The following is a 25,656-nucleotide window of genomic DNA, read 5'->3' as shown; positions in this document are numbered from 1 at the left end:
TGGTCAACATCAATAGACGCCCGGCAGTTCGATTACCAAATCCGAAATGGGATAGGACGCGCAGGGGTGGATATAGCCATACTCTTTATCTGCGGCCCGCCGTCCGTCCGAAACCTCCGGGATATATACCTCTCCGCTGACCAGACGGCTGTGGCAGTATCCGCATTCACCGCTTCTGCAGTGGGAGGGCGCTGCAATTCCAGCCCGCTCGATGGCCACCAGAACCGGTTCGTTGGCAGATGCTTCTATCACTTTTTCATTTCCTACATATTTTACGGTCAACTGGAATATCTGATCTTTCTTATCCGTGGGATAACCCGGCAGAGTCCAAGGCTGTTTCTCTGCGCCCAGAAGTTCCCTTCTGATATATTTTTGCTCAAGATTCAACTTTGGAAGCTCTGTGTCCAGAAAATGATACATGGCGGACGGGCCGCATGCGAATACACTGAAGGGCTCTTCCCCCGCGTATTTCTGTATCAGGGATGCCGTCAGAAAACCGTGTTCCATCCCTTCTTTTTCTTCGTCGGAGAGTACGTTGACCAGATGAACCTTGGGGCATTCTTTCTCGATGGCAGCAAATTCATCCGCAAACAGGATATCCTCTTTTGTCCGGCTTCCATAGAGCACAGTCAGATTGAAATCTTCTGCGGCGTCCCGAATAGCATAGGCCATGGACAAAAAGGGCGTGATGCCGCTTCCGCCAGCCAGCCCGATGACTGTCTTTGCGTCCCGGAGCGGTTCATAGTAGAATTCTCCTTCCGGGCCGGATACATTTACGGCAGTTCCTTCCTGCCAATTCTCCAGTATATAATCGCTTGCAAACCCGGGAGATGTGCGTTTGACTGTTATCCAATAATTGCCTTGCAGGGCAAGCTGCGGGGCGGAGCTGATGGAATAAGGCCGGGTGATTTCCGAACCGCCAATGGAGAGACGCACGGAGAGGTATTGCCCCGCCCGGAAATAGGCCGTAGGCTCTCCGTCTTCTCTGCCCAGCAGGTAACTCTTCACATCCGGCTGATGCTGCCGCACCTCTTTTACCAGCAGAGTCTGAGCCTTCGGATGAAGGGCGCGCGCCCTTGCGTTAGTGCCGTATTCTTCCGGCAGGGGGGCGGGGGTCGTGCTGTCGATTATCTGGTTTCTCTTTTTTACTTGATTTTTAAACTTCAACATGTCTAGTGCGCCGATTGGGCCGACTTTAATATTTAATGCCATTTACTTCGCCTCCTCTGCCATATCTTTGAGAGTGAGACGGGCAATCAGCTCACCGCAGATATAAGTGGAGCTATAGCCGTCTCCGCGGGGGCCGTGTGCCCCTGCGAACTTAAGTCCCGGAATAGGGTAATCTGTGTTAAGGCTCATCAACCGGGCCATCATGCTGTCCCACTCATTGGTCTCGTATCCATACATAGTTCCCTGAGGGGTATTGATATAGCGGGCAAAGGTCCACGGGGTAGCCACCTCCGCCTCCTCAATATAATCCCGCAGTTTCACACCCGTTTTCCGCTCAAATTTGTCAATCATGCGGGAGGCTATCTGATTCTTCGTATTAACATAATTCTCCGGGGAGATATCCTTCCAAACCTCATCGCTGTAAAATGTAGTGAAGGACAGCATACACGTGCCTTCCGGCGAAGCCTTCGGATTGACGATATTGTAGCAAAGGCTGATGATATAATCGTTCGTCTCAAGAGAGGAAAGCGCCTGATATGCTTTTGCGGTATCCATCGTCGGCGGCATAAAGATGCTGTAATCCGTAAGCCCCAGCTGTTCTGCCGTTTTATTCAGGCCGAGATAAAGCACGAACGCCCGGGCGCTGTGGGTTCTGGCATTGGCCAGACGAATCTCCCGCTCCGGAATGACTTCCTTTGGAAGCATGGTGGCATAAGCTGTGTGAGGGTTGCAGTTCAATATTACATGCTTTGCAGCCACATCCCCCTGTGTGGTGGAAACTCCACTGACTGCCCCATTTTCAAACAATACCTTTTCTACCTTGGTATTGAACCATACTTCACCGCCCAGCTGCTGGAAGCGGTCGATGAATGCCAGCGATAAGCCATGGCTGGTTAGCTCCGGAATATAAGCAGAGCGGGTTACATACTTGTGAACCATGGCCGCATAATGCATGAAAGTGAGCCGTTCTGTGTCCACACCAAGATAGGACCAGTATGTATTCAGAATATCCTGAGCATCCCGTGGCATTTTAAGGGCATCCAGCACCTTGTTGGTCGTGTGTGCCGCAGTGCGGAGGAAATTGGGGAAATGCTTTTTCATGTACTCGGAATCCGGACTGCCGTTTGACTGATTGATATAGATAGTGGCGGCATTGCACTCGTCCCCCAGTGTAAAGAAATCCTCCATGGAAGCCCGGCTGCCGGGCACATATTCCTCCATCTTGTCAATAAAAGCTTTTTGTCCCACCGGCATAGCGGCGTCAATCTCCCGCCCGCTGCGCGCGGTGGAAATGACCCGGAAGGTATCGGGAACCTCCAGAAATTTAACATTTATCCCGTAATCTTTGAGAAGCAGCCGCACATCCCCCGGGTCAGAAGCAGGCCCATAATCACAGAGTTCGTGTAGGGAGGTCTCAAATTCAAACCGGCCGCGCCGAAAGCTGGTGGCGCATCCGCCGGGCAGATTGTGCTGCTCGATCAACAGTGTCTTTTGGCCGCTCATAGCAAGCTTGCAGGCGGCAGACATACCGGCGTTGCCGGCGCCTACCACAACGACATCATACGTTAACATATTATCCCTCCTTTAATTTATATTGCTTCCGCAAAGCGCCTATTCCCTGCTCCAGACAGGTGCGGGCGCATACCGCGCTTTTTTCCCCGTCACGGGAGAGGAGAGCGTCCACCAGAACTTTATGCAGAACTTCGGTTCTGCCAAGGTCAGGGGACAACTCCAGAAATCGTTTCGTCAGACAGGTGACCACCGGTTCAAAGCTCTTGAAGGTCATGGCATAGACCGTATTTCCGGAAAGCTGGGTCAGGCGGTAATGAAACAGCACCAAAGGCTCCAGTGCGTCCTCAGGATGTCCGGCCTCCCCGATCTGCCGGGCAAGTGCATCCAGCCCGGCGGCCTCCTCCACTGTAATCCGTTCCGCTGCCTGACGTGCGCTCTCGCACTCAATCAAATATCTCATTTCCATCATGCTTTCGAAAAGGGGATAGTCGATGCGGGAGGAATCATAATTCATCAATGCCACCAAAATCTGTAATGTGCCATTTTTTTCGTAGTCCGCCACGATTGTTCCCCTCCGGGGAATCCGGTGGACGAACCCCTGACTCTCCAGCTCCAGAAGTCCGGAATTGACAAGGCTTCTGGAAATTCCCATCTTTTCAGCCATCTCCCGTTCGGGCGGCAATTGCTCTCCAATTTGAACTTCTCCGGAAAATATTTTTTCCTGCATTTCATGAACAAATATATTTTTCAGGCTCTCTGCCTTTAACTTATGATATTTCATATCGCTGATTTCCTTTCGCAGAAAATTCTGTGGTCTAACCACCAACCATATTATAACATATTATCTGACTAATAACAATAAAAATAATAATTATCTAATAATTTAGGTTTGCACAAAAAAAGGACTGTAAGATTCTAGACCTTACAAGTCCTCTTTCATTTTCTAGCATTAGGAAACTTCGTTCCCTAAATTCCCTCCACGAACTGATCCAGCACATGTGGCAGCAGTTTATCGCTGTACTCAGTCAGGGAGTATTTCCCTTTGCTGAGCGCCCAGTCATAGAGCAGTGCGCGCTCGTACATGGCGTAGATCTTCAACAGCTCCTGAGTCGTGCTGGTGGCGTTGAACTCCCCGGACTCAATGGCGGCGGTGATAGTTTCGGTCAGCCATGTGAAATAGTAGCGCTTATTCTCGAGCAGAGAACGCTTATCCTTTGTTACAAGCTGGGAAGAGTAGAGGGAAGCCACCAGATTTACATCAATACTTGTCTCTATCATATAGAAAAGCTCGTGATTGAAGAAGAGCAGCTTGTCATACGCAGACAGATTGGGATCTACGATTCCTGCAAGTTCTTCATACTTTTCATCGAACAGGTAAGAGAGTGTGTTGAGCAGAGCTTCTTTCCCCTTAAAATAGTGGTAAAAGGTTCCTTTTGAAGTTTTGGAAGCAGCTATGATCTCATCCACCGTTGTCTGTTCATATCCGCTTTTGTAAAATAGAGTCCACGCAGCTTTGATAATGCGGCTTTTTGTGGAACGTCGTTTCTTTGGCATTGGTTTCCCCTTTCTTTCCGTTGTTTCCGATGTTCTTATTATAATATAAAACCAAAAAAACCACAAGAATTCATAGAAGAAATCTTGTGGTTTTTATAGTTGTCAGTTTATTTATCTTCCAACCTTGAAGCCGTATTTCAACGGGTCATCCGGGTCGATGACATAAGTTGCTTCGCTCAGCAGATAAGCGCTTCCTGTAATCTGAGGTATTACAGCGTCAAATTCGCCGACTTTCGCGGTTTCTTTGATTACACCCTTGAACTGGGAGCCGATAAAGCTCTCGTATACGAAGGGCTCGCCGATGCCGATCTCGCCTCTCTTATATAATGTAGCAAGCTTAGCGCTTGTACCTGTTCCGCAAGGAGAACGGTCAGCCATGTGGTCTCCAAAAATTACCACGTTACGTCTGTCGCAGCCCGGTGTATCGGTGGAGCAGTAGAGTTCTGCCAAATCGCAGGTGGTGATATCCAGTTCTGGATGGCTGATTTCCACTTCTTTATTTACCTGCTCGATAACCTTCATACCGAATTCAGTGAGTTTCGGTACGGATTCAGCGTCTACATGCCAGCCCAGCTGTTCCACGTCTACAAGAGCGAAGAAGCTGCCGCCGAAGGAAAGGTCATATTTAATCTCTTTTCCGTCGATTGTAGTTGTCAAGTTGCCTTTGTATAAGAAAGCCGGAACATTTGTCAAAGTAACGTTCAGCACTTTTCCGTCCTTAACTTCTGCTTTTGTGCGAATAATTCCGGCCGGAGCGTCCAATACTACTTCTGTATATGGCTCCTTTGCCTCTACCAGACCTGTCTCAATGATAGCGGTGACAGAGCCGATGGTGCCGTGCCCGCACATATTTAAGTATTCGCCTGTATCCATGAAGATAACACCGAAGTCGGCCTCCTCGTGAATCGGGTCTGTGAGAAGAGCGCCGAACATGTCATGATGTCCCCTTGGCTCAAACATCAGTGCCTGACGAAACTTGTCATAATGTTTTGCGAGAAAATTCTTCCGTTCGATCATTGTGTTTCCCTCTAACTGCGGAAAACCGGACATAATGATACGCGTATATTCCCCAACAGTATGCGTATCAATACAGTGAAATGACGCTTCGAATGCGCCCGTGTTTAACTTTGGATTGATTTCCATTATCCAAATACCTCCTTAGAATAATTAGTAATAGAAAAAGCCTATAAGATGAGAAACTTATTTTTTCTGTTTTTCACAAAAATGTAGTGCTGTTTTTGTGAAAATGTTTTAAAAACAATGATAAAAAACTAACAAATAGACTAGATTCTAGTACATGGTACAGTATATATTCATTATTATCTACGAAAAACCTTGAAAAGTCAACGGTTATTTGGTAGAATAAAAAAGAAATAAATGTTGAAAAACAAAATAAACTGTGGTACAGTAAAAAACACCGGAAAGTTATTTGGGGGTAGATGGGTAACTGGTGTGCCTCCTAGTCTTCAAAACTAGTGTGGGGCGTTAAGAGCGTCCTGGGTGGGTTCGATTCCCACATGCCCTCGCCAAAAAAGATAATAGATTTTTTCTATTGATTATAGTTAATTTTTTTTGCGTAAATTTCGGTAACTAATGTATGGATGAGAATGAGCGACCGTTTTTTAACGTTCGCTTTTCACATATATAAAAGAATGAAAGGGAGAACAGTCATGGGAAACTTACAGATTTTGTTGCGTCAGCATGTAGGTGCGCCTTGTGAAGCGATTGTAAAAGCTGGGGACAGGGTGGAAAAAGGTACCTTGATTGCAACCCCGACGGGACTGGGAGCCAATATCTTTTCCAGTGCATACGGAGTTGTAGAGGACGTGCAGGAAGACCGCATTATCATCAAACCAGACGAAGAGCAGAAGGACGAATTCGTTCCGATCGCAGAAGGCAGTAAGCTGGATATGGTAAAAGCGGCAGGCGTTGTCGGTATGGGAGGCGCCGGATTTCCGACAGGAGTAAAGCTCGGTGCTGATCTGCAGGGCGGCTACATCTTAGTAAACGCGGCAGAGTGTGAGCCGGGGCTTAGGCACAACATTTTGCAGCTCGAAGAGGACTGCGAGAAAGTTATCCGCGGAGTAAAGTACTGCATGGAGATTTCCAATGCGGCGAAAGGTATCTTTGCGATTAAGAAGAAGAATGAAAAGGCAGTTGCAAGACTGCGGGAAGCATTGAAGGATGAAGAGGCAATCACGATTCATCTCCTTCCGGATATTTATCCGATGGGAGAAGAGAGAGCGGTAGTGAGAGAATGTCTTGGAATCGAGCTGGAGACGACCCAGCTTCCGTCAGCGGCTAACGCAATCGTATGTAATGTAGAGACATTGGCAAGAGTGACAGAGGCAATTGAAGAGAGAAAGCCTTGTTTCTCCAAGAATTTAACTGTTATTGGTAAATTAAACGGCGGCAATGAACCACATGTATACATGGATGTCCCGGTTGGAACGAGTGTTGGGGAACTCATCGAGAGAGCCGGCGGCATCGACGGAGTTTACGGTGAAATTATCATGGGCGGACCGTTTACAGGAAGAGCCGTGGAAGCGGACGAGCCTATTACAAAGACAACAGGGGGAATTATCGTAACGATTGAATTCCCGGATTTACACGGAGCCAAAGTAGGTCTGTTGGTATGTGCCTGCGGCGGTAGTGAAGAGCGTATGAAGGATATATGCGCAAAGATGAATGGAGAGGTTGCTTCCGTGGCAAGATGTAAACAGGCCGTGGAGAACAAGCCGGGTGCGCCGCTTAAGTGCGAACGTCCGGGCAACTGTCCGGGACAGGCAAAGAACAACATTCAGTTCAAGAAGGACGGCTGTGAATATATAATCATTGGCAATTGTTCTGACTGTTCTAACACGGTCATGGGCTCGGCGCCTAAGATGGGACTGAAGGTATTCCATCAGACAGACCATGTGATGAGAACAATCGCTCATCCACTTTACCGTCACCTGCGTGTATCCAAACAGGTAGACCAGCTGCCGGAAGGCAAATAAGTAATACCGTCACGAATGTGATTGTATAGATGTTCAGAAACCAACGAGGAGGTAAATATTATGTCTATTACAGCTGAAACAGCGAAAGAACATGCAAAAGACCCTGCGGTATTGTGCTGCAGAGCAGAAGCAGGCGTTACAATCGAAGCAGCAAATCTGGAAGATCCGGCCATCTTTGATGATCTGGTAGATTCCAACTTATTAAATCTCGATGGTGCACTTACTATCGAACAGGTAATTGGAGCAACACTTACAAAGACCTGTGATTCTCTTACACCGCTTACCGCGGACGTTTTGGAAGGAATTCAGGCGGTTGCGGCTCCGGCAGTAGAAGAAGCGCCGGCAGAAGAAGTTCCGGCACCGGAAGCACCGGCTGTGCCACCAGTAGCGCCAGTTGCACCACATGCTCCATGCGCAGGCGGCGTGCTGAAGATTCATATTGGGGAAGGCAAAGATATCGACATCGAAATGCCGATGGGTTTTAATCACGGTGCTGCAATGGCAGAAGTTCCGGCGCAGGTGGTTCCAGTGGCAGCACCAGTAGCGGAAGCAGAACTGGAGCCGAAGGTTATCAGAAGCGTTTCAAGAAAGCATTACAAAATCACGGAAGTAAGACGTGGACCGGAGACAAAGATTGAAGGAACTGTTCTTTACATTCGTGAAGGAATCGAGGAAGAGGCAGTTGCTTCTCAGGAATTGGTACACAGCCTGAAGATTGATATCATCACTCCGGAGCAGTACCATACTTATTCTGAGACAATCATGGATGTTCAGCCAATCGCTACAAAAGAGGGCGAGGATGAGGTCGGAACAGGTACAACAAGAGTACTTGACGGTGTTGTTGTGATGGTTACAGGAACCGACGACAACGGCGTACAGATTGGTGAGTTTGGTTCTTCTGAGGGATATCTGGATGAGAACATTATGTGGGGACGTCCGGGAGCTCCGGAAAAGGGTGAAATCTTCATCAAGACAGAAGTTGTCATCAAAGAAGGCACCAACATGGAAAGACCGGGACCGCTGGCTGCTCATTCCGCAACAGATGTAATCACACAGGAAATCAGAGAAGCACTCAAGAGTGTGGAAGATGACAGTCTTGTTGTAGATACAGAGACTTTTGAGCAGGTGAGAAGACCTGGCAAAAAGAAAGTTGTTATTGTAAAGGAAATCATGGGACAGGGCGCTATGCATGACAACCTGATTCTTCCGATTGAGCCTGTAGGCGTTCTGGGAGCAAGACCGAACGTTGACCTTGGCAACGTACCGGTTATGGTTTCTCCGCTGGAAGTTCTTGACGGATGTATCCATGCACTTACCTGCATCGGACCTGCGTCTAAAGAAATGTCCAGACATTACTGGAGAGAACCGCTGGTTCTTGAGGCTCTCCATGATGAAGAAGTTGACCTCTGCGGCGTATTGTTCGTAGGAAGCCCGCAGATCAATGCGGAAAAATTCTATGTATCCAAACGTGTCGGCATGATGGTAGAGGCGCTTGACGTTGACGGAGCATTCGTTACTACAGAAGGTTTTGGAAACAACCATATTGATTTCGCAAGCCATATCGAGCAGATTGGTATGAGAGGAATCTCTGTAGTTGGTATGTCCTTCTGTGCAGTTCAGGGTGCGCTTGTAGTTGGTAACAAGTACATGACTCATATGGTTGACAACAACAAGTCTGAGTCAGGTATCGAGAACGAAGTACTTGCGTGCAACACACTTTGCCACGAAGACGCAATCCGTGCTCTTGCTATGCTGAAAGCAGCCATGGCTGAAGAAGAAGTTGCAAAGCCGGAGAAGAAGTGGAATCCGAATGTGAAGGCAACAAACGTAGAGCTTATTTCCAAGACAATGGACAAGACCATTGAGCTTGTAGCAAATGAACAGTCTCTGCCGATGAGCCAGAAGAGAAAAGAAAAATACGACTAAGAACAGGTGACCTACGATGAAATATGGCGATAAAATCATTTATATGGAAGGCGTAATCGTGGAGATACATGACGGCTGCGTCGGTATTGACCTAAAAGGCAGATTGGGATATCTGAAAATCCCGATGCGTATGCTGATTACGGATTATCCGTTAGTGGTCGGTCAGGAAGTGGGATGGAACATGAGTTTTGTCGAGCAGCTCGGGCCGGAAGCCAATGAAAAGTATGTAAGCAACCTGGACACTTATCAGAGACGACAGGAAGAAATGAAGTCTCGAAAAGATGATAAATAGAATTTGTAGGAGGTAATAACATGAGTTTAACAGTTGTTAAAGGACTGCAGTCAGAAATCTATGTTCCGATTACTCCGCCGCCGGTATGGGCGCCTGTGACAAAAGAATTAAAAGATATGACGATTGCACTTGCGACAGCAGCGGGTGTACACCATAAAGAACAGGAAAGATTCAACCTTGCAGGTGACTTTACTTGGAGAAAGATTACTGACACAATGCCGTCAAATGAATTGATGGTATCCCACGGTGGATATGATAACGGAGATGTCAACAAGGACATTAACTGTATGTTCCCGATTGATAGAATCCATGAGCTTGCAAAAGAAGGATTTATCAAAGCATGCGCACCGGTACACGCCGGATTCATGGGCGGCGGCGGAAATCAGGAGAAGTTCAAGAACGAAACTGGTCCGGCCATCGCACAGATGTTTATTGAGGAAGGCGTAGACGCTGTAATCCTCACCGCTGGCTGAGGTACCTGCCACCGCTCTGCAGTATTGGTGCAGAGAGCGATTGAAGAAGCAGGAATTCCTACAATCATTATTGCTGCTCTTCCTCCGGTTGTTCGTCAGACCGGTACACCACGTGCGGTAGCTCCGCTTGTTCCGATGGGAGCTAACGCCGGAGAACCTAACAACGTAGAAATGCAGACTGCTATCGTAAAAGATACACTCAGAGAGCTGATCAAGATTGACCAGCCGGGTAAAGTCGTAGCACTGCCTTACGAATATGTAGCTAAAGTTTAAGCTCAAGGGGGACAGGTCCCGATTCATCGGGACCTGTCCCCCTCTACAATTCCAGAAATATTCTGGCAATTTGGAGGTGAATTGTATGGAGAAGGATTTGCGCAGACTTGTCATTAAAGCGTATCATGTCACGGAGGTTCTGGCGGGGGATGAGAACAGGGTGACGGTAGACGGAAAAATGACAGTGAGTTCTGATGTTTTGGAAGGGATACTTAGTAAATACCCCCAGCTTGAGAAGCTGGATGTGCAGGTGATCCGTCCGGGGGCTCATGACCGTTGGACGAATACGATCATGGATATCATTCCAATTTCGACGAAGGTGCTTGGCGCTCTGGGCGAGGGAATTACCCATACGCTGACGGGCGTCTATGTGATGCTGACGGGAGTGGATGTGAATGGAAAACAGGCTCATGAGTTCGGCTCTTCGGAGGGCAATTTGCGTGAGAAATTATATCTGAACCGGGCAGGGACGCCGGGGAATGGGGATTTCATCGTCTCCTTCGACGTTGTCTTGAAAGCCGGTATGGGACAGGAGCGCGAAGGTGTTCTGGCCGCCCACCGGGCTTGTGATGAATTTATAAAAATCTTCCGGGAGCAGATGAAAAAGTTCCGTGGGGAAAAATGTACGGAGCGCCATGAGTACCACGATGTGGCCCGGCCCGGCAAAAAGAGGGTGCTGATTATCAAACAGGTCGCCGGGCAGGGCGCTATGTATGATACTTCTCTCTTTGCGAAGGAGCCGTCCGGTACGGAAGCGGGGCATTCCATTATTGATATGGGAAATATGCCGGTCATAGTGACGCCAAATGAATACAGGGACGGAATCATCCGTTCCATGCAGTAGGAGGTGCAGAAAATATGGGAATAGGACCATCGACAAAAGAAACCTCTCTTCATCATTTCAGAGATCCGCTTCTCGATGTGGTCTCATCGGATGAGGATTTGGATTTGATGGGTATTATGCTGGTGGGGACACCGGATGACAATGAAGAAAAGATGCTTGTGGGAACTAGAGCCGCAGTCTGGGCGGAAGCCATGCGCGCGGACGGTGTCATTATGTCCATGGACGGCTGGGGAAACAGTGATGTGGATTTTGCCAACACGGCAGAGCAGCTGGGCAAGCGTGGCATACCGGTGACGGGGTTGAAATTCAGCGGCACGGCGGGCCAGTTTGTTGTCACGAATGATTATCTGAGCGGTATTCTGGATTTTAATAAAAGCGCCGAGGGCGTGGAGACGAATATGGTAGGGGAAAATAATGTGACGGAACTGGATGCCCGGAAGGTAACCGCCCGTCTTAAGCTGGAGATGCGCAGGCGGAATCAATCTTAAGAAAAATGTTAGATTTATGAAGAGAAAATCTTAGCTTTTTATAGTACACTTTCAAATGAGAAACGAAAGACCGGAGGAGTTAGGGATGGAGCAATATCGTATTTTAGTTGTTGACGATGACAAAGAGATTGTGCGCTCGCTCGGCAAGCTTCTAGAGCTGGAAGGGTATTGTGTGCTTAAAGCGTATGACGGAATAGGGGCTCTCGATAGACTTGTTACAGATAAAGTACATCTGATTATCATGGATGTCATGATGCCGCAGATGAACGGCCTGTCGGCGCTGATGAAGATTCGAGAGCAGAACAATATTCCTGTCATTATGCTGTCCGCGAAGACAGAAGAAAGCGATAAGGTCATCGGCCTGTCCATGGGAGCGGACGATTATATCACCAAGCCCTATAATACGGCGGAGCTTATGGCACGGGTGAAATCCCAGCTAAGGCGGTATTTCCAGTTCGGCGCGGCAGGAGACGGCAAGGCGGACAAAGACGTGCTCCGCACGGGAGGGCTTGAGCTCAACAGGAACACCAAACAGATTATGGTGGATGGGGAGCCGGTGAAACTTACGGCCACAGAATATAAGATACTAGAACTCCTGATGGAACATCCCGGATTCGTTTTTTCGGCGGAGCAGATTTACGAGAGAGTATGGCAGGAGACAGCGTATGCCGGTGAAAACACGGTCATAGTACATATACGTCGTATCCGTGAGAAAATCGAAATCACTCCGAAAAATCCAAAATATTTGAAGGTGGTGTGGGGCATTGGCTATAAGATTGAAAAATATGAGTAAGCAGGAAAAAAAAGTATTTATTATTTGGGGAATTTTTACGGTGGCGCTGGTAATACACCTGTGCTTGTGGAGGTCGCCGGGCAGTTACGGAGTAAGTACTCTGGAAATGGCGAGCCTTTTGACACTGATAGTATTGGAAACGATAGCGATTTTTGCATATATCACTTCCTACCCGGAAGAAGAGCGCAGAGAGTTGAAGGCAGGCTGGTGGGATAAAGTAAAAACAGAAATCCTCGCCGCCATGACGGCGCTGCTGTTATTAGGTGTTTGGGCTATAACATCCGGTATGAGAGGGAATTACTCATTACAGTACCGCTGGGGATTTGTCCCCTCTTTATTTATCAGTTTTGGCGTTTTTCTTCTTCCCAGTGCACTTCTTCAGGGAATGATCGTGCTGTTTGTTAGAAAAAAGCTTCTGAGAACTATCGAAGAAGATTCTGTTCTGTGGAAAAAGTATCGTTCTTGGAAAGAGGCGGAATTGTTTGAAAAGCGTCTCCGTAAAGAAGAACATTTTGGACTTGTGGTCGTAATGCTGAGCGCACTGGCCATGCTTTTGATAAACCTTTATGAAGGGCTGGCGGTATGGTGGTCGCCGTTCTTCGTCCTCATCAGTGGGGTTGCCGTGGCTGGAGTACTTATAGGAGCCGCCATAATAAGGCTCAAAAGCAAAAGCTATAAAGATGTGGGGAAACTTCTACATCAAATCGATGTGATGGCGGAGGGGAATCTGGAGCTGGAAACGGAAGAGATAGACGATCCGGATATCCGGCGTTCCTCGGAAAAGCTTTGCGGTATCAGCAAGAATCTAAAACACATCATGGAGAAACAAATGCAGGCGGAACGGATGAAAATAGATTTGATTACAAATGTTTCCCATGATTTGAAGACACCGCTTACTTCCATGGTGGGCTATATTGATTTGCTGAAAAAGGAAGAGCTTAGCAGTGAGGCGAAAGACTATGTAGAAATTCTGGGCGTGAAGCAGGAACAACTGAAAGATATGATACAGGATATTTTTGAGCTGTCAAAGGCTACCAGCGGTACGGTGGAACTCGAGCTGGAAGAGCTGGATATGAAAAAACTGCTGGAGCAGACGCTGGGGGATATGGAAGACGCGATTACTGAGAGCGGCATGGTGATTAGGAAGAGGCTGTCTGAAGAACCCGCAAAATTCATTGGTGACAGCAAAAAAATGTACAGAGTATTCCAAAATCTAATTTCCAATGCCTTGAAGTATTCTTTGAAGGGAACACGTATTTATATAGAGGAAACACGTGTGGGAAAGAAGATTGAAGTGGCCGTTAAAAATACATCTTCGTATGAGATGGATTTTACGGAAGAGGAAGTGCTGGAACGCTTCGCGAGGGCGGACAGAGCTAGAAATACTGAAGGACACGGACTTGGGCTTGCCATTGCCGAAAGCTTCGTGAAAAACATGGGTGGAACCTTCCACGTAGAGATTGATGGCGACCAGTTTAAAGTGACTGTAATAATGGAGGCTTTGTAGTTGGCTGGGGAGTCTATATATAAACAGAAAGTCCGTGTATGATTACACGGACTTTTGTATGTTATTCAAATAATTTACGCCTTGTTGCGGTCGCGGAAGAAGGTGAATGCGGTATAAAGCATCACGCACACGATGATTCCGGTGAGAATATTCATTGGCAGCATGGATGCGACCTTATAGGCCACAAATACTCCAACGCATCCGAAGATAGTAATCATCACCGCTGCTTTACGGTCATACTTGCCGGCTTTTAAAAAGCGAAGTCCGGCCGAAGGCATGAGAAAGGCGCAGGAACCCATCATGACAGGGAAAGCTGCCGTTACGTTCATGCCTAAGGTACTGATTAAAGCCATACACGGTGCGTACAGTCCGACGCCGATTGTCATCAGCGCACCTAAAAGCATATTTCCGATTACGCCTATAATCAACTTAGAACCGGTGAGCTCATATATCAAATTGTCCTTGATAGCCGAGGAAAGCTTGCGCTTATCAATCTGCGTGTTTCCTGATTCTTTCAAGGCGTCTATCACGTGGTTCAATTCGCTCGGAGCCACAGAAGGGTCGCTGAATACGGCCTGCTCACGTTTGCTGAGTTTAGAGCTTTGGGCGGTCTTATCGGCCCAAATGTCTCCCCCTACAATCGTGATTCCCTGATTCTGCATTTCGGAAACAATTTTCGCTGGCTTCATTGTACTTTCGAAGGGGCCTATATGTGCCAGTTTACAGGAGAGCACTCCCGCTAGAATTACCAGTGCACAGCCCAGCGCGATACGAATCAGTTTCTTTGACCACTTGGATACAATAGATGCGCCGAAAACAGCCCCCACAACAGCTCCGGCAATCAATGCGATCAATGTGACACCTGAAATCTGAATCAGCTCAAGGAAAAGCAGGAATTCCAGAATAGTAGGGATGGTGTGGGCGATATTCAATGTGCCCGGCATCATCTCGTCATCACAAGATTTGCTGAACTTGAACCCGGCCTGACATGTAGCGAAGCTGCCGATTCCCCAAGTATCAAGTAGGTCGCTGATGAAGCCGATTGCCGCCAAAGGTACCAGCTTTGTGCGGGTAAAGTCTTCCTTGTGCTGTATACAGTCGCGGACGAGAATAAAGGCGAAGACGAAACCATAAATGATAATTGCTGCCTTGATAAGTAACATAATGTCCATAAAATTTCCTCCCAATGAAATTTAACTATATTTAATATCCATAAAAGAGTATAGGCGAGTTAGGGAGAAATGTAAAGAATAAATAATGTAAAAATTAAAGGAAGTTAAGGCGTGTGCACCGTAGAAAAACAGATGATAATGAGGGGCGGAAAAGCTGCGCGTTAGTAGCGCAGCTGTATCCCTTGTTCTTCGATCCAGTCTTCCAGCTCGTCCTGAGAATCGGCGGCCCACTCGTCATTTTGGCCGGCCTTATATTCATCCTTTAACTCTTCTGGCTTGGACTCTTGTGCTTTTTGCTTTTTCTCTTCGGACATGGTATTTCCTCCTTTTGGGTAAGAGAAAAGGCATGACAGCAGTCATGCCTTTTCTTTTTGGTATGTCATTGAGAGGTTTTTCCTCGTTGCATTGCAGTTTGTTTTATATACAAAGCTGGGGAATGCTCCTACAAAGAGGATGTATATATCAATTGGAGTTTATCGCTGCAGGATTATTCTTGGGGGAAACAATCGGCAACAATATAACTGCAATAACAACCAAATTGGTCGGACTCAACTGAGTTTTCAAAAATAGCGGTATCCCTCTGTTACGGAACCGCCCTTGGTTGTACGTCTTTTCTCAATTAAGTTGGTTACACTATACCACGTTGTCGTGGTAGTGTCAATAAATAATTTGAAAACTATTGTATTTTTATGCGTACAATTGTACGCTGAGCAGAGACACAATTAATTTCTAATAGTGTTTCTTCTATTATAATATGATGCTGGGGTCAAAACACTCTTTGACCTTGATGTCTACGGATTTCTCCGCACTTCGTGCTCCCAAAATCCTAAAAACATTCGAAATCCGCCCTAATCGGGCTACTTTCTCATGTTTTACGGGTCCCAAAGTTATCCAATTGCATGCAAGCATGCATTGTATAACCTTTTGACCCTGACATCATAATATAGAGGAAATGATTATGAATTTTTACTTAAATTGATTGTATTGAAAAAAATACAATATTTTCAACAAACTACTTGAAAACCTAATATTAATCATGTATACTAAAAAAGCTGTGACATTGATAGCTGTGAAGCGAGAGGTTGCTGCCCATATATGGCAGGTTTTCCGCGGAGCGAATGTCAAGTTAGGAAACTGGCGACAAGTCACTGTACGAATCATAACAGCCACTGAAATGTGGTAACAACGTGTGAGTTGCTCACGACACACACGGGGAAGTGTACAGTCACCGCTTGTCGTACTGAGGTTTAAGTACGAAAAGGAGGCGACTTTTTTTATGGCAAGTCAAGTAATGAGAATCACATTGAAGGCATACGATCATCAATTAGTAGATGCATCTGCCAAGAAAATCATCGAAACTGTAAAGAAGAACGGAGCACAGGTTAGCGGACCGGTACCTCTTCCGACTAAGAAGGAAGTAGTTACTATCTTAAGAGCGGTTCACAAATACAAAGACTCCAGAGAGCAGTTCGAGCAGAGGACTCACAAGAGACTCATCGATATCATCACACCTACACAGAAAACTGTAGACGCATTGTCCAGACTGGAAATGCCGGCAGGCGTGTATATTGATATCAAAATGAAAAGCAAATAAGAACACAGTAATTCCTAAGTTTTAGGATGAACGTGCAAGCCACGTTCCGCTGTAAATCACAGGAGGTAATTATAATGAAGAAAGCTATCTTAGCTACCAAAGTCGGAATGACTCAAATCTTCAACGAAGATGGAGTGTTAACTCCGGTAACTGTTCTTCAGGCTGGCCCATGTGTAGTAACACAGATCAAGACAGTTGAAAACGACGGTTACAGCGCAGTTCAGGTTGGATTCGTTGACAAGAAAGACAGAATCGTTAACGTTGACAAGAACGGCAAAAAAGAAATCGTGCACAGACACGGTGTTACAAAGGCTGAAAAAGGACACTTTGACAAGGCCGGCGTAAGCGGAAAAAGATTCGTAAGAGAATTCAAATTCGACAATGCAGACGAATTTGCATTGGCTCAGGAAATTAAAGCAGATATCTTTGAGGCTGGAGACAAAATCGACGCGACAGCTATTTCCAAAGGTAAAGGATTCCAGGGTGCAATCAAGAGACACAACCAGCACAGAGGACCTATGGCACATGGTTCCAAGTTCCATCGTCACGCTGGTTCCAATGGTGCTGCATCAGACCCGAGTAAAGTATTCAAGGGCAAAAAGATGCCAGGACACATGGGAGCAAAGAGAATTACAGTTCAGAACCTTGAAATCGTAAAGGTAGACGCTGAGAACAATCTGCTCTTAGTAAAAGGTGCCGTACCGGGACCGAAAAAATCTTTAGTAACAATCAGGGAAACTGTAAAATCTATCTAAGATTTGCACTAGGAAAGGAGGAACACACAGATGGCAAACGTATCTGTTTACAATATCGAAGGTAAAGAAGTTGGCACAATCGACTTAAACGACGCTGTATTTGGTGTAGAAGTAAACGAACACCTTGTACACATGGCAGTTGTAAGCCAGCTTGCAAATAATCGTCAGGGAACACAGAAAGCAAAGACACGTGCTGAAGTTTCCGGCGGCGGAAGAAAACCGTGGAGACAGAAAGGAACAGGTCATGCAAGACAGGGTTCTACAAGATCTCCGCAGTGGACAGGCGGTGGAGTAGTATTCGCACCGACACCGAGAGATTATTCTTTCAAATTGAACAAAAAAGAAAAAAGAGCTGCTCTTAAGTCTGCACTGACATCCAGAGTAGAGGCTAAGAAATTTATTGTTGTTGATGAAATCAACTTCGACGAAATCAAGACAAAAAAATTCCAGGAAGTATTAAACAACCTGTCAGTATCTAAAGCATTAGTTGTATTAGAAGACGGAAACAAGAACGCAGAGCTTTCAGCAAGAAACATCGCTGACATCAAGACAGCCCGCACAAATACAATCAATGTGTATGATATCCTGAAATACAACACAGTAATCGCAACGAAAGCTGCTGTTGCAAACATCGAGGAGGTGTACGCATAATGGCAAACATTCAGTATTATGATGTAATCCTTAAACCAGTAGTAACTGAGAAGACAATGGAGCTTATGGCTGACAAGAAATACACATTCTTAGTTCACACAGAGGCTACCAAGACTCAGGTTAAAGAAGCTGTTGAAAAAATGTTCCCGGGAACAAAGGTTGCAAATGTCAACACAATGAACCTTGACGGAAAGAAAAAAAGAGCTCGTGGCTCTATGACATTCGGAAAGACAGCAAAGACAAAAAAAGCTATCGTTCAGCTCACAGCTGAATCCGCTGAGATTGAGATTTTCCAGGGTCTGTAGACTTGACGAAAACGAGCGGAGCGAAGATTGAGTCTTAGTCGAGACCCGTTCTCGGAGCTTAGCGAGGAGAACGTCCCCACTCAAGTGGTGGCAGATGAGTTTAGCGAGGAGAACATCCCCACTAAGTGACTCAATCATTTAAACGGTGCAATTCCGTGACACAAATAATTAGTAAGTAACGAAAGGAGATATAGTAATGGGAATTAAAACATACCGCCCATATACACCTTCCAGAAGACATATGACCGGTTCTGATTTCTCCGAAATCACAAAGACAACTCCGGAAAAATCCTTAGTTGTATCTTTGAACAAGACAGCCGGACGTAATAATCAGGGTAAAATTACAGTTAGACACCGCGGAGGCGGAGTTAAGAGAAAATATAGACTTGTAGACTTCAAACGTAAAAAAGACGGAATCATGGCTACAGTAATCGGAATCGAATACGATCCGAACAGAAGCGCAAACATCGCGCTCATCTGCTACGCAGACGGAGAAAAAGCTTACATCCTTGCTCCGGAAGGCTTAACAGACGGAATGAAAGTTATGAACGGACCGGAAGCAGAAGTAAGAGTAGGAAACTGCCTGCCGCTTGCTAATATCCCGGTTGGTACACAGATTCACAATATTGAGCTTCACCCGGGAAAAGGCGGACAGCTTGTTCGTTCAGCCGGAAACAGCGCTCAGTTAATGGCTAAAGAAGGCAAATATGCAACACTCAGACTGCCGTCAGGCGAAATGAGAATGGTTCCGATCGAATGCCGCGCATCTGTCGGCGTTGTCGGAAATGGTGACCACAACCTCATCAATGTTGGTAAAGCAGGACGTAAACGTCACATGGGCTTTAGACCTACAGTTCGTGGTTCTGTTATGAACCCGAATGACCATCCACACGGTGGTGGTGAAGGTAAGACTGGAATCGGCCGTCCGGGTCCGTGTACTCCTTGGGGTAAACCGGCACTTGGTCTTAAGACTCGTAAGAAAAACAAACAGTCTAACAAGCTGATCATCAGAAGAAAAGACGGTAGAGGAATCAAATAGACAATTTTGAAGGAGGTTAGAACCTATGGCTCGTTCACTTAAAAAAGGACCATTCGCAGACGCAAGCCTGCTTAAGAAAGTGGAAGCAATGAACGCATCAGGAGACAAGGGCGTTATCAAGACATGGTCTCGTCGTTCTACAATCTTCCCAATGATGATTGGACATACAATCGCAGTTCATGACGGAAGAAAGCATGTTCCGGTATATGTGACAGAAGATATGGTTGGACATAAACTCGGAGAGTTCGTTGCTACAAGAACTTACAGAGGACATGGAAAAGACGAAAAGAAATCTAAAGTTAGATAATATTTAACGAATCGAAAGGAGGTTTCATCCCATGGCAAAAGGACATAGAAGTCAAATTAAGAGAGAAAGAAATGCAAACAAAGACACAAGACCTTCAGCGAAGTTATCTTACGCTAGAGTTTCTGTTCAGAAAGCATGTTTCGTATTGGATGCCATCAGAGGTAAGGATGTTACAACAGCGCTTGGTATTTTAACTTACAACCCAAGATACGCTTCAAGCATTATAAAGAAATTATTAGAATCAGCTATCGCTAATGCTGAGAACAATAACGGTATGAACGTTGAGAACCTTTATATTGAAGAATGTTACGCAAATAAGGGGCCAACAATGAAGAGAATCAGACCGAGAGCACAGGGTAGAGCTTACAGAATCGAAAAGAGAATGAGCCACATTACTTTAGTGCTGAATGAAAGATAAGGAGGGCAATAATGGGACAGAAAGTTAATCCTCATGGCTTGAGAGTCGGTGTAATCAAAGACTGGGACTCTAAATGGTATGCTGAAAAAGACTTCGCAGATTATTTAGTAGAAGACCACAAAATCAGAACATTTCTTAAAAAGAAATTATACAGTGCCGGTGTTTCTAAGATTGAAATCGAAAGAGCATCTGACCGTGTAAAAATTATTATTTATACAGCTAAACCGGGTGTAGTAATCGGTAAAGGCGGATCTGAAATCGAGAAGGTAAAAGCAGAACTTCAGAAGATGACAGACAAAAAATTAATCGTAGATATCAAAGAAGTTAAGAGACCAGACAAGGATGCTCAGTTAGTAGCTGAGAACATCGCACAGCAGCTGGAGAACCGTATCTCCTTCAGACGTGCTATGAAGTCTTGTATGGGAAGAACTATGAAAGCAGGAGCACTTGGTGTTAAGACTTCCGTATCCGGACGTCTCGGCGGAGCTGATATGGCTCGTACAGAGTTCTACAGCGAAGGTACGATTCCGCTTCAGACACTGAGAGCTGACATTGACTATGGCTTCGCTGAAGCTGACACAACTTACGGAAAAGTTGGTGTTAAAGTATGGATATACAAAGGCGAAGTACTTCCAACAAAGGCAAGTAAGGAAGGGAGCGATAAATAATGTTAATGCCAAAAAGAGTAAAACGTAGAAAACAATTCCGCGGCTCCATGAAAGGTAAAGCATTAAGAGGAAACAAAATCACGAACGGTGAGTTTGGCCTCGTTGCTATGGAACCATGCTGGATTAGATCCAATCAGATAGAAGCAGCCCGTATCGCGATGACACGTTACATCAAGCGTGGCGGTAAAGTTTGGATTAAGATTTTCCCGGATAAACCAGTAACTACGAAACCGGCTGAAACGCGTATGGGTTCCGGTAAAGGAACTTTAGAATACTGGGTAGCAGTTGTTAAACCAGGACGAGTAATGTTCGAGCTTGCAGGAGTACCTGAAGAAGTTGCAAGAGAAGCTCTGCGTCTTGCTATGCACAAATTACCTTGTAAATGTAAAATCGTTTCTCGTGCAGATTTAGAAGGCGGTGATAACAGTGAAAATTAAGACATTTGTAGAAGATTTAAAGGCAAAATCAGCTGCAGAACTGAATGAAGAATTAGTAGCTGCTAAGAAGGAACTCTTTAACCTGAGATTCCAGAACGCAACAAACCAGTTAGATAATACAAGCAGAATTAAAGAAGTTAGAAAAAATATCGCAAGAATTCAGACAGTGATCACTGAAAAGGCGAACGAACAAGCATAGATAGTGATTTCTAGAAAGGAGCAAAACCGTGGAAAGAAACCTGAGAAAAACGAGAGTTGGTAAGGTTGTAAGCAACAAGATGGACAAAACAGTTGTTGTTGCAGTTGAAGACCATGTAAAACATCCGCTTTACAATAAGATCGTAAAAAGAACTTATAAGCTGAAAGCACATGATGAGAATAACGAATGCAAGATTGGCGATAGAGTAAAAGTTATGGAGACAAGACCGTTATCCAAAGATAAAAGATGGAGACTTGTCGAAGTAGTAGAAAAAGTTAAATAGGAGGTTTACCTGCATGATACAGCAAGAAAGCAGATTAAGAGTAGCAGATAACACAGGTGCTAAAGAATTACTCTGTATCCGTGTGTTGGGCGGTTCTACAAGAAGATATGCAGCTATCGGCGACATTATTGTTGCTACGGTCAAAGATGCAACACCAGGCGGCGTTGTTAAAAAAGGCGACGTTGTAAAGGCAGTTGTTGTCCGTACTGTAAATAAGACACGCCGTAAAGATGGTTCTTACATCAGATTTGATGAAAATGCAGCTGTAATTATAAAAGATGACAAAAACCCAAGAGGAACTCGTATTTTTGGACCTGTAGCCAGAGAACTTCGTGAAAAACAGTTTATGAAAATTGTTTCACTGGCTCCAGAAGTACTGTAAGGAGGTGCGAGCATAATGTCAACAATGAAAATCAAAAAAGGCGACACTGTTAAAGTAATCGCTGGTAAAGATAAAGATAAAGAAGGCAAGGTTATCTCTGTAGATAAGAAAAACAGTACTGTTCTTGTGGAAGGTGTCAACATCAGAACAAAACACACAAAACCGAGCGCTTCTAACGCAGAAGGCGGGATTATCCATCAGGAAGGTCCAATCGACGCTTCTAACGTAATGTATGTCCATAAAGGAAAAGCTACAAGAGTAGGTTTCAAGATGGACGGAGATAAAAAAGTGCGTGTTGCAAAATCAACAGGCGATGTAATTGATTAATTCGAGGAAGGAGGTCCAAAGCTTTGAGTAGACTGAAAGAACAATATATGAATGAAATCATGGACAACATGGTTAAAAAATTCGGATATAAAAATATTATGGAAGTGCCGAAGCTCGATAAGGTTGTTATCAACATGGGTGTAGGCGAAGCAAAAGACAATGCGAAAGCATTGGATTCAGCTGTAGCTGATATGGAAAAGATTACCGGCCAGAAGGCTGTTCTGACAAAAGCTAAAAACTCTGTTGCTAACTTCAAGATTCGTGAAGGCATGGCAATCGGATGTAAGGTTACTTTAAGGGGAGAAAAAATGTATGAGTTCGTTGACCGGCTCATCAACCTCGCACTGCCTCGTGTACGTGACTTCAGAGGTGTAAACCCGAACGCATTTGACGGAAGAGGTAACTATGCTCTTGGAATTAAAGAACAGTTGATTTTCCCTGAAATCGAATATGATAAGGTTGACAAGGTTAGAGGTATGGACGTAATCTTCGTTACAACTGCAAAGACAGACGAAGAAGCACGTGAATTATTAACACAGTTCAACATGCCATTCACTAAGTAAGGAGGGAAATTCATGGCTAAGACATCAATGAAAAATAAACAGCAGCAGAAACAGAAATTCTCTACAAGAGAATACAACCGCTGCAGAATTTGTGGACGTCCACATGCGTATTTAAGAAAATATGGAATCTGCCGTGTATGCTTCCGTGAACTGGCATACAAAGGACAAATTCCAGGAGTAAAGAAAGCTAGTTGGTAGGCCGAAAGCAACTTAGTGAAAGCAAGCCATAGGCGAAGCTTGAACTTAGTGCGAGGCCGTTCTTGGAGCTTAGCGAGGTATTTTCGAGCTTAGCGAGAAGAACTACCTTAAGGTTGCGCCGGTCCGAGTCTAGTGAGAAGGCTGTTTCCAAGCGTTAGTGAAAGCGAGCAGAAGGCGAAGCTTGAGCTTAGGCGCACGGAACGTTGTCTGTCTTAGAAAGACTAAGTGGAGCGGTATTGCAAACCTATGATAATTAGAATATAAAAGGAGGATGCCCAAATGACTATGAGTGATCCAATTGCAGATATGCTTACAAGAATCCGTAATGCAAACACTGCAAAACACGATACAGTTGATATCCCTGCATCTAAAATGAAAATCGCTATCGCTGATATTCTTTTAAATGAAGGATACATCAAAAAATATGATTTAGTAGAAGAAGGAAACTTCACAACAATCCGTGTAACATTAAAATACGGTGCTGACAAAAATGAAAAAGTTATCTCTGGCCTCAAAAAGATTTCCAAACCGGGACTTCGTGTTTACGCAGGTAAAGATGAACTTCCGAAGGTACTTGGAGGACTGGGAACAGCAATCATTTCCACAAACGAAGGCGTAATCACCGACAAAGAAGCAAGAAAACGCGGAGTAGGCGGAGAAGTTTTAGCGTTTGTTTGGTAGCCCGAAAGCAACTTAGTGAAAGCGAGCCGTAGGCGAAGCTTGAACTTAGTGCGAGGGCGTTCTTGGAGCTTAGCGAGGTATTATCGAGCTTAGCGAGAAGAACTTCCTTGCGCAAGCAACTGAAAACAGAGCGGGCTTAGCCCCCGTTCCGAGAATTTAAGTGTAGGAGGTAAATGGAATGTCACGTATAGGAAGACTTCCAATCGCAGTTCCGGCAGGCGTTACTGTTGAGATTGCAGAGAATAATGTAGTGACTGTAACAGGTCCTAAGGGAACTCTCACAAGAGAACTCCCGGTAGAGATGGAAATTAAACAAGAAGAAGGTCAGATCGTTGTAACAAGACCGAACGACTTGAAGAAAATGAAATCCTTGCACGGATTGACAAGAACTCTCATTAACAACATGGTAGTCGGTGTAACTGACGGCTATGAGAAAGTTCTTGAAATCAACGGTGTAGGTTACAGAGCAGCAAAATCAGGCAATAAGTTAACATTAAGTTTAGGATACTCTCATCCAGTTGAAATGGAAGACCCTGAAGGAATTGAGACAGTTCTCGAAGGACAGAACAAAATCACCGTTAAGGGTATCAGCAAAGAAAAAGTAGGCCAATACGCAGCTGAAATCAGAGATAAGAGAAGACCGGAGCCATACAAAGGTAAAGGTATTAAGTATGCTGATGAAGTTATCAGACGTAAAGTTGGTAAGACTGGTAAAAAATAAGTAAGGAGAGTGTGAACAAATGGTTAGTAAAAAATCAAGAAGCGAAGTTCGTTTAAATAAGCATAGAAAACTGCGCAACCGTTTCAGCGGTACTGCTGAAAGACCGCGTTTGGCTGTGTTTAGAAGCAATAATCATATGTATGCTCAAATTATTGACGATACAGTTGGAAATACTCTTGTTTCAGCATCCACTCTTCAGAAAGACGTGAAGGCTGAATTAGAAAAGACCAACAACGTTGATGCAGCAGCATATCTTGGAACAGTGATTGCGAAAAAAGCAATCGAGAAAGGAATCACTTCTGTTGTATTTGACAGAGGAGGATTCATCTATCACGGAAAAGTTAAAGCATTAGCAGACGCAGCAAGAGAAGCTGGGTTAGAATTCTAGAAGGAGGAGCACACATGAAACAAGAACGTATTGATGCAAGTCAGTTAGAGCTGAACGAAAAAGTAGTATCAATCAAACGTGTTACCAAAGTTGTTAAAGGTGGTCGTAACTTCAGATTCACAGCTTTAGTTGTTGTTGGTGATGGAAATGGCCATGTTGGTGCAGGTTTAGGAAAGGCAACTGAAATTCCGGAAGCTATCCGCAAAGGAAAAGAAGATGCTATGAAGAAATTAATTACAGTATCAATGGATGATAATGGAAGTATTACACATGACCTCGTAGGAGAATTCGGAAGCGCTTCCGTACTTCTGAAGAAAGCTCCGGATGGTACAGGAGTTATCGCCGGAGGACCGGCGCGTGCCGTTATTGAAATGGCAGGAATCAAAAACATCCGTACAAAATCCATGGGTTCCAGAAATAAACAGAACGTAGTACTTGCTACTATTAATGGATTAAGTCAGGTGAAAGCTCCGGAAGACGTAGCTAAACTTCGCGGTAAATCTGTAGAAGAGATTTTAGGCTAAGGAGGAGATTACAATGGCAAACTTGAAAATCACATTAGTAAAATCAACAATCGGCGCTGTTCCGAAACATAAAAAAACAGTAGAAGCGTTAGGCCTTAGAAAGCTTAACAAGACAGTTGTTTTACCGGATAATGCTGCGACCAGAGGAATGGTACAGCAGGTAAGACATTTGGTAAAAGTAGAAGAAGAAGCTTAAATCTTATAGATAAGGAG

General features: G+C 45.1%; 35 protein-coding genes and 1 tRNA gene. 29 read left to right on the top strand and 7 right to left on the bottom strand.

Annotation, left to right across the window (positions count from 1 at the left end; genetic code table 11):
- Positions 1–9: 9 nt before the first annotated feature.
- The 5 genes from BN6465_RS17585 to BN6465_RS17565 all read right to left on the bottom strand — a co-directional run bounded on the left by BN6465_RS17585 (position 10) and on the right by BN6465_RS17565 (position 5,379).
- On the bottom strand, positions 10–1,212 hold the full coding sequence (locus BN6465_RS17585; protein WP_066737642.1) for an iron-sulfur cluster-binding domain-containing protein: 1,203 nt from the start codon (positions 1,210–1,212) through the stop codon (positions 10–12).
- Positions 1,213–2,742: a phytoene desaturase family protein gene (locus tag BN6465_RS17580; protein ID WP_066737641.1), complete on the bottom strand. Its 1,530-nt coding sequence runs from the start codon at positions 2,740–2,742 to the stop codon at positions 1,213–1,215. It lies immediately after the preceding gene.
- Between the two features lies 1 nt (position 2,743).
- On the bottom strand, positions 2,744–3,463 hold the full coding sequence (locus BN6465_RS17575) for a FadR/GntR family transcriptional regulator (protein WP_066737640.1): 720 nt from the start codon (positions 3,461–3,463) through the stop codon (positions 2,744–2,746).
- A gap of 185 nt (positions 3,464–3,648) precedes the next feature.
- The gene (locus BN6465_RS17570) at positions 3,649–4,236 is read right to left on the bottom strand and encodes a TetR/AcrR family transcriptional regulator (protein ID WP_066737638.1); all 588 of its coding nucleotides are present in this window, start codon (positions 4,234–4,236) and stop codon (positions 3,649–3,651) included.
- Between the two features lie 111 nt (positions 4,237–4,347).
- Positions 4,348–5,379 carry a proline racemase family protein gene (locus tag BN6465_RS17565; RefSeq protein WP_066737636.1) on the bottom strand — a complete coding sequence of 344 codons (1,032 nt, stop codon included), beginning with the start codon at positions 5,377–5,379 and terminating at the stop codon, positions 4,348–4,350.
- 288 nt (positions 5,380–5,667) lie between these two features.
- Here BN6465_RS17565 and BN6465_RS17560 point away from each other — a divergent pair.
- The 9 genes from BN6465_RS17560 (at position 5,668) to BN6465_RS20570 (ending at position 13,831) form a co-directional block, all read left to right on the top strand.
- Positions 5,668–5,765 (top strand) — tRNA-Sec (locus BN6465_RS17560).
- A gap of 141 nt (positions 5,766–5,906) precedes the next feature.
- Complete coding sequence (gene prdC / locus BN6465_RS17555; protein WP_066737634.1) at positions 5,907–7,235, top strand: proline reductase-associated electron transfer protein PrdC; 1,329 nt, start codon at positions 5,907–5,909, stop codon at positions 7,233–7,235.
- A gap of 60 nt (positions 7,236–7,295) precedes the next feature.
- The gene (gene prdA / locus BN6465_RS17550) at positions 7,296–9,161 is read left to right on the top strand and encodes a D-proline reductase (dithiol) proprotein PrdA (protein WP_066737632.1); all 1,866 of its coding nucleotides are present in this window, start codon (positions 7,296–7,298) and stop codon (positions 9,159–9,161) included.
- Between the two features lie 16 nt (positions 9,162–9,177).
- Entirely contained in the window at positions 9,178–9,453 is a 276-nt protein-coding gene (locus BN6465_RS17545; RefSeq protein ID WP_066737630.1) for a CBO2463/CBO2479 domain-containing protein, read from the top strand.
- A 20-nt stretch (positions 9,454–9,473) separates the two neighbouring features.
- Positions 9,474–10,199 carry a D-proline reductase (dithiol) protein PrdB gene (prdB, locus tag BN6465_RS20575; RefSeq protein WP_082891766.1) on the top strand — a complete coding sequence of 242 codons (726 nt, stop codon included), beginning with the start codon at positions 9,474–9,476 and terminating at the stop codon, positions 10,197–10,199.
- Between the two features lie 85 nt (positions 10,200–10,284).
- Positions 10,285–11,043 (top strand): proline reductase cluster protein PrdD, encoded by a 759-nt coding sequence (gene prdD / locus BN6465_RS17530; RefSeq protein WP_066737626.1) that lies wholly within the window; start codon positions 10,285–10,287, stop codon positions 11,041–11,043.
- 14 nt (positions 11,044–11,057) lie between these two features.
- The gene (locus tag BN6465_RS17525; protein ID WP_066737624.1) at positions 11,058–11,531 is read left to right on the top strand and encodes a glycine/sarcosine/betaine reductase component B subunit; all 474 of its coding nucleotides are present in this window, start codon (positions 11,058–11,060) and stop codon (positions 11,529–11,531) included.
- Between the two features lie 85 nt (positions 11,532–11,616).
- The gene (locus BN6465_RS17520; protein WP_074017809.1) at positions 11,617–12,324 is read left to right on the top strand and encodes a response regulator transcription factor; all 708 of its coding nucleotides are present in this window, start codon (positions 11,617–11,619) and stop codon (positions 12,322–12,324) included.
- Entirely contained in the window at positions 12,296–13,831 is a 1,536-nt protein-coding gene (locus BN6465_RS20570) for a sensor histidine kinase (RefSeq protein WP_066737620.1), read from the top strand. Before BN6465_RS17520 ends, BN6465_RS20570 begins: the two co-directional genes overlap by 29 nt.
- A 74-nt stretch (positions 13,832–13,905) precedes the next feature.
- Here the strand turns inward: BN6465_RS20570 and BN6465_RS17510 are convergent, their stop codons facing one another.
- A complete protein-coding gene (locus BN6465_RS17510; RefSeq protein ID WP_066737618.1) occupies positions 13,906–15,003 on the bottom strand; it encodes a sulfite exporter TauE/SafE family protein in 1,098 nt (365 codons plus the stop codon).
- A 161-nt stretch (positions 15,004–15,164) separates the two neighbouring features.
- Positions 15,165–15,317 carry a hypothetical protein gene (locus BN6465_RS20870; protein WP_154670283.1) on the bottom strand — a complete coding sequence of 51 codons (153 nt, stop codon included), beginning with the start codon at positions 15,315–15,317 and terminating at the stop codon, positions 15,165–15,167.
- Between the two features lie 962 nt (positions 15,318–16,279).
- Between BN6465_RS20870 and rpsJ the strand changes: the two genes are divergently transcribed.
- The 20 genes from rpsJ (at position 16,280) to rpmD (ending at position 25,639) form a co-directional block, all read left to right on the top strand.
- Positions 16,280–16,597, top strand: coding sequence for a 30S ribosomal protein S10 (rpsJ, locus tag BN6465_RS17500; protein WP_066737614.1), 318 nt, complete (start codon positions 16,280–16,282; stop codon positions 16,595–16,597).
- A gap of 74 nt (positions 16,598–16,671) precedes the next feature.
- A complete protein-coding gene (gene rplC / locus BN6465_RS17495) occupies positions 16,672–17,352 on the top strand; it encodes a 50S ribosomal protein L3 (RefSeq protein ID WP_066737612.1) in 681 nt (226 codons plus the stop codon).
- 30 nt (positions 17,353–17,382) lie between these two features.
- Positions 17,383–18,003, top strand: coding sequence for a 50S ribosomal protein L4 (gene rplD / locus BN6465_RS17490; protein WP_066737610.1), 621 nt, complete (start codon positions 17,383–17,385; stop codon positions 18,001–18,003).
- Positions 18,003–18,308, top strand: a complete 306-nt coding sequence (gene rplW / locus BN6465_RS17485) for a 50S ribosomal protein L23 (RefSeq protein WP_066737608.1) — start codon at positions 18,003–18,005, stop codon at positions 18,306–18,308. The genes rplD and rplW overlap by 1 nt, the downstream gene beginning before the upstream one ends.
- A 196-nt stretch (positions 18,309–18,504) precedes the next feature.
- Positions 18,505–19,347: a 50S ribosomal protein L2 gene (rplB, locus tag BN6465_RS17480; protein WP_066737606.1), complete on the top strand. Its 843-nt coding sequence runs from the start codon at positions 18,505–18,507 to the stop codon at positions 19,345–19,347.
- Positions 19,348–19,372: 25 nt separating this feature from the next.
- A complete protein-coding gene (gene rpsS, locus BN6465_RS17475) occupies positions 19,373–19,654 on the top strand; it encodes a 30S ribosomal protein S19 (RefSeq protein WP_066737604.1) in 282 nt (93 codons plus the stop codon).
- Positions 19,655–19,685: 31 nt separating this feature from the next.
- Positions 19,686–20,072, top strand: coding sequence for a 50S ribosomal protein L22 (gene rplV, locus BN6465_RS17470; protein WP_066737602.1), 387 nt, complete (start codon positions 19,686–19,688; stop codon positions 20,070–20,072).
- Between the two features lie 11 nt (positions 20,073–20,083).
- Positions 20,084–20,740 carry a 30S ribosomal protein S3 gene (rpsC, locus tag BN6465_RS17465; protein ID WP_066737600.1) on the top strand — a complete coding sequence of 219 codons (657 nt, stop codon included), beginning with the start codon at positions 20,084–20,086 and terminating at the stop codon, positions 20,738–20,740.
- Entirely contained in the window at positions 20,740–21,177 is a 438-nt protein-coding gene (gene rplP / locus BN6465_RS17460) for a 50S ribosomal protein L16 (protein WP_066737598.1), read from the top strand. Before rpsC ends, rplP begins: the two co-directional genes overlap by 1 nt.
- Positions 21,167–21,376 (top strand): 50S ribosomal protein L29, encoded by a 210-nt coding sequence (gene rpmC, locus BN6465_RS17455; RefSeq protein WP_066737596.1) that lies wholly within the window; start codon positions 21,167–21,169, stop codon positions 21,374–21,376. Before rplP ends, rpmC begins: the two co-directional genes overlap by 11 nt.
- 28 nt (positions 21,377–21,404) lie before the next feature.
- Positions 21,405–21,659: a 30S ribosomal protein S17 gene (gene rpsQ, locus BN6465_RS17450; protein ID WP_066737593.1), complete on the top strand. Its 255-nt coding sequence runs from the start codon at positions 21,405–21,407 to the stop codon at positions 21,657–21,659.
- Positions 21,660–21,672: 13 nt separating this feature from the next.
- Positions 21,673–22,041 (top strand): 50S ribosomal protein L14, encoded by a 369-nt coding sequence (rplN, locus tag BN6465_RS17445; RefSeq protein WP_066737592.1) that lies wholly within the window; start codon positions 21,673–21,675, stop codon positions 22,039–22,041.
- A 15-nt stretch (positions 22,042–22,056) separates the two neighbouring features.
- Positions 22,057–22,368, top strand: coding sequence for a 50S ribosomal protein L24 (gene rplX / locus BN6465_RS17440; RefSeq protein ID WP_066737590.1), 312 nt, complete (start codon positions 22,057–22,059; stop codon positions 22,366–22,368).
- A gap of 23 nt (positions 22,369–22,391) precedes the next feature.
- Positions 22,392–22,931, top strand: coding sequence for a 50S ribosomal protein L5 (gene rplE / locus BN6465_RS17435; protein ID WP_066737588.1), 540 nt, complete (start codon positions 22,392–22,394; stop codon positions 22,929–22,931).
- A gap of 12 nt (positions 22,932–22,943) precedes the next feature.
- Complete coding sequence (locus BN6465_RS17430) at positions 22,944–23,129, top strand: type Z 30S ribosomal protein S14 (protein ID WP_066737586.1); 186 nt, start codon at positions 22,944–22,946, stop codon at positions 23,127–23,129.
- A 279-nt stretch (positions 23,130–23,408) separates the two neighbouring features.
- A complete protein-coding gene (gene rpsH, locus BN6465_RS17425; protein WP_066737584.1) occupies positions 23,409–23,810 on the top strand; it encodes a 30S ribosomal protein S8 in 402 nt (133 codons plus the stop codon).
- A gap of 178 nt (positions 23,811–23,988) precedes the next feature.
- Complete coding sequence (gene rplF, locus BN6465_RS17420; RefSeq protein ID WP_066737582.1) at positions 23,989–24,531, top strand: 50S ribosomal protein L6; 543 nt, start codon at positions 23,989–23,991, stop codon at positions 24,529–24,531.
- A gap of 19 nt (positions 24,532–24,550) precedes the next feature.
- Positions 24,551–24,919, top strand: coding sequence for a 50S ribosomal protein L18 (rplR, locus tag BN6465_RS17415; RefSeq protein WP_066737581.1), 369 nt, complete (start codon positions 24,551–24,553; stop codon positions 24,917–24,919).
- Between the two features lie 14 nt (positions 24,920–24,933).
- Positions 24,934–25,443, top strand: coding sequence for a 30S ribosomal protein S5 (gene rpsE, locus BN6465_RS17410; RefSeq protein ID WP_066737580.1), 510 nt, complete (start codon positions 24,934–24,936; stop codon positions 25,441–25,443).
- Positions 25,444–25,456: 13 nt separating this feature from the next.
- The gene (rpmD, locus tag BN6465_RS17405) at positions 25,457–25,639 is read left to right on the top strand and encodes a 50S ribosomal protein L30 (RefSeq protein WP_066737579.1); all 183 of its coding nucleotides are present in this window, start codon (positions 25,457–25,459) and stop codon (positions 25,637–25,639) included.
- The last annotated feature ends 17 nt before the right edge of the window (positions 25,640–25,656 follow it).

The organism is Bariatricus massiliensis (genome assembly GCF_900086725.1).
In the GTDB taxonomy this organism is placed as follows: domain Bacteria; phylum Bacillota; class Clostridia; order Lachnospirales; family Lachnospiraceae; genus Allocoprococcus; species Allocoprococcus massiliensis.
Note: the sequence above shows the minus strand (reverse complement) of the source record. Positions and strands in the feature narration are given on the sequence as shown.

Coding starts and splice junctions, on each gene's coding strand:
- BN6465_RS17585 (WP_066737642.1), bottom strand. CDS start 1,212: ATGGCATTAAATATTAAAGTCGGCCCAATCGGCGCACTAGACATGTTG.
- BN6465_RS17580 (WP_066737641.1), bottom strand. CDS start 2,742: ATGTTAACGTATGATGTCGTTGTGGTAGGCGCCGGCAACGCCGGTATG.
- BN6465_RS17575 (WP_066737640.1), bottom strand. CDS start 3,463: ATGAAATATCATAAGTTAAAGGCAGAGAGCCTGAAAAATATATTTGTT.
- BN6465_RS17570 (WP_066737638.1), bottom strand. CDS start 4,236: ATGCCAAAGAAACGACGTTCCACAAAAAGCCGCATTATCAAAGCTGCG.
- BN6465_RS17565 (WP_066737636.1), bottom strand. CDS start 5,379: ATGGAAATCAATCCAAAGTTAAACACGGGCGCATTCGAAGCGTCATTT.
- prdC (WP_066737634.1), top strand. CDS start 5,907: ATGGGAAACTTACAGATTTTGTTGCGTCAGCATGTAGGTGCGCCTTGT.
- prdA (WP_066737632.1), top strand. CDS start 7,296: ATGTCTATTACAGCTGAAACAGCGAAAGAACATGCAAAAGACCCTGCG.
- BN6465_RS17545 (WP_066737630.1), top strand. CDS start 9,178: ATGAAATATGGCGATAAAATCATTTATATGGAAGGCGTAATCGTGGAG.
- prdD (WP_066737626.1), top strand. CDS start 10,285: ATGGAGAAGGATTTGCGCAGACTTGTCATTAAAGCGTATCATGTCACG.
- BN6465_RS17525 (WP_066737624.1), top strand. CDS start 11,058: ATGGGAATAGGACCATCGACAAAAGAAACCTCTCTTCATCATTTCAGA.
- BN6465_RS17520 (WP_074017809.1), top strand. CDS start 11,617: ATGGAGCAATATCGTATTTTAGTTGTTGACGATGACAAAGAGATTGTG.
- BN6465_RS17510 (WP_066737618.1), bottom strand. CDS start 15,003: ATGGACATTATGTTACTTATCAAGGCAGCAATTATCATTTATGGTTTC.
- BN6465_RS20870 (WP_154670283.1), bottom strand. CDS start 15,317: ATGTCCGAAGAGAAAAAGCAAAAAGCACAAGAGTCCAAGCCAGAAGAG.
- rpsJ (WP_066737614.1), top strand. CDS start 16,280: ATGGCAAGTCAAGTAATGAGAATCACATTGAAGGCATACGATCATCAA.
- rplC (WP_066737612.1), top strand. CDS start 16,672: ATGAAGAAAGCTATCTTAGCTACCAAAGTCGGAATGACTCAAATCTTC.
- rplD (WP_066737610.1), top strand. CDS start 17,383: ATGGCAAACGTATCTGTTTACAATATCGAAGGTAAAGAAGTTGGCACA.
- rplW (WP_066737608.1), top strand. CDS start 18,003: ATGGCAAACATTCAGTATTATGATGTAATCCTTAAACCAGTAGTAACT.
- rplB (WP_066737606.1), top strand. CDS start 18,505: ATGGGAATTAAAACATACCGCCCATATACACCTTCCAGAAGACATATG.
- rpsS (WP_066737604.1), top strand. CDS start 19,373: ATGGCTCGTTCACTTAAAAAAGGACCATTCGCAGACGCAAGCCTGCTT.
- rplV (WP_066737602.1), top strand. CDS start 19,686: ATGGCAAAAGGACATAGAAGTCAAATTAAGAGAGAAAGAAATGCAAAC.
- rpsC (WP_066737600.1), top strand. CDS start 20,084: ATGGGACAGAAAGTTAATCCTCATGGCTTGAGAGTCGGTGTAATCAAA.
- rplP (WP_066737598.1), top strand. CDS start 20,740: ATGTTAATGCCAAAAAGAGTAAAACGTAGAAAACAATTCCGCGGCTCC.
- rplN (WP_066737592.1), top strand. CDS start 21,673: ATGATACAGCAAGAAAGCAGATTAAGAGTAGCAGATAACACAGGTGCT.
- rplX (WP_066737590.1), top strand. CDS start 22,057: ATGTCAACAATGAAAATCAAAAAAGGCGACACTGTTAAAGTAATCGCT.
- BN6465_RS17430 (WP_066737586.1), top strand. CDS start 22,944: ATGGCTAAGACATCAATGAAAAATAAACAGCAGCAGAAACAGAAATTC.
- rpsH (WP_066737584.1), top strand. CDS start 23,409: ATGACTATGAGTGATCCAATTGCAGATATGCTTACAAGAATCCGTAAT.
- rplF (WP_066737582.1), top strand. CDS start 23,989: ATGTCACGTATAGGAAGACTTCCAATCGCAGTTCCGGCAGGCGTTACT.
- rplR (WP_066737581.1), top strand. CDS start 24,551: ATGGTTAGTAAAAAATCAAGAAGCGAAGTTCGTTTAAATAAGCATAGA.
- rpsE (WP_066737580.1), top strand. CDS start 24,934: ATGAAACAAGAACGTATTGATGCAAGTCAGTTAGAGCTGAACGAAAAA.
- rpmD (WP_066737579.1), top strand. CDS start 25,457: ATGGCAAACTTGAAAATCACATTAGTAAAATCAACAATCGGCGCTGTT.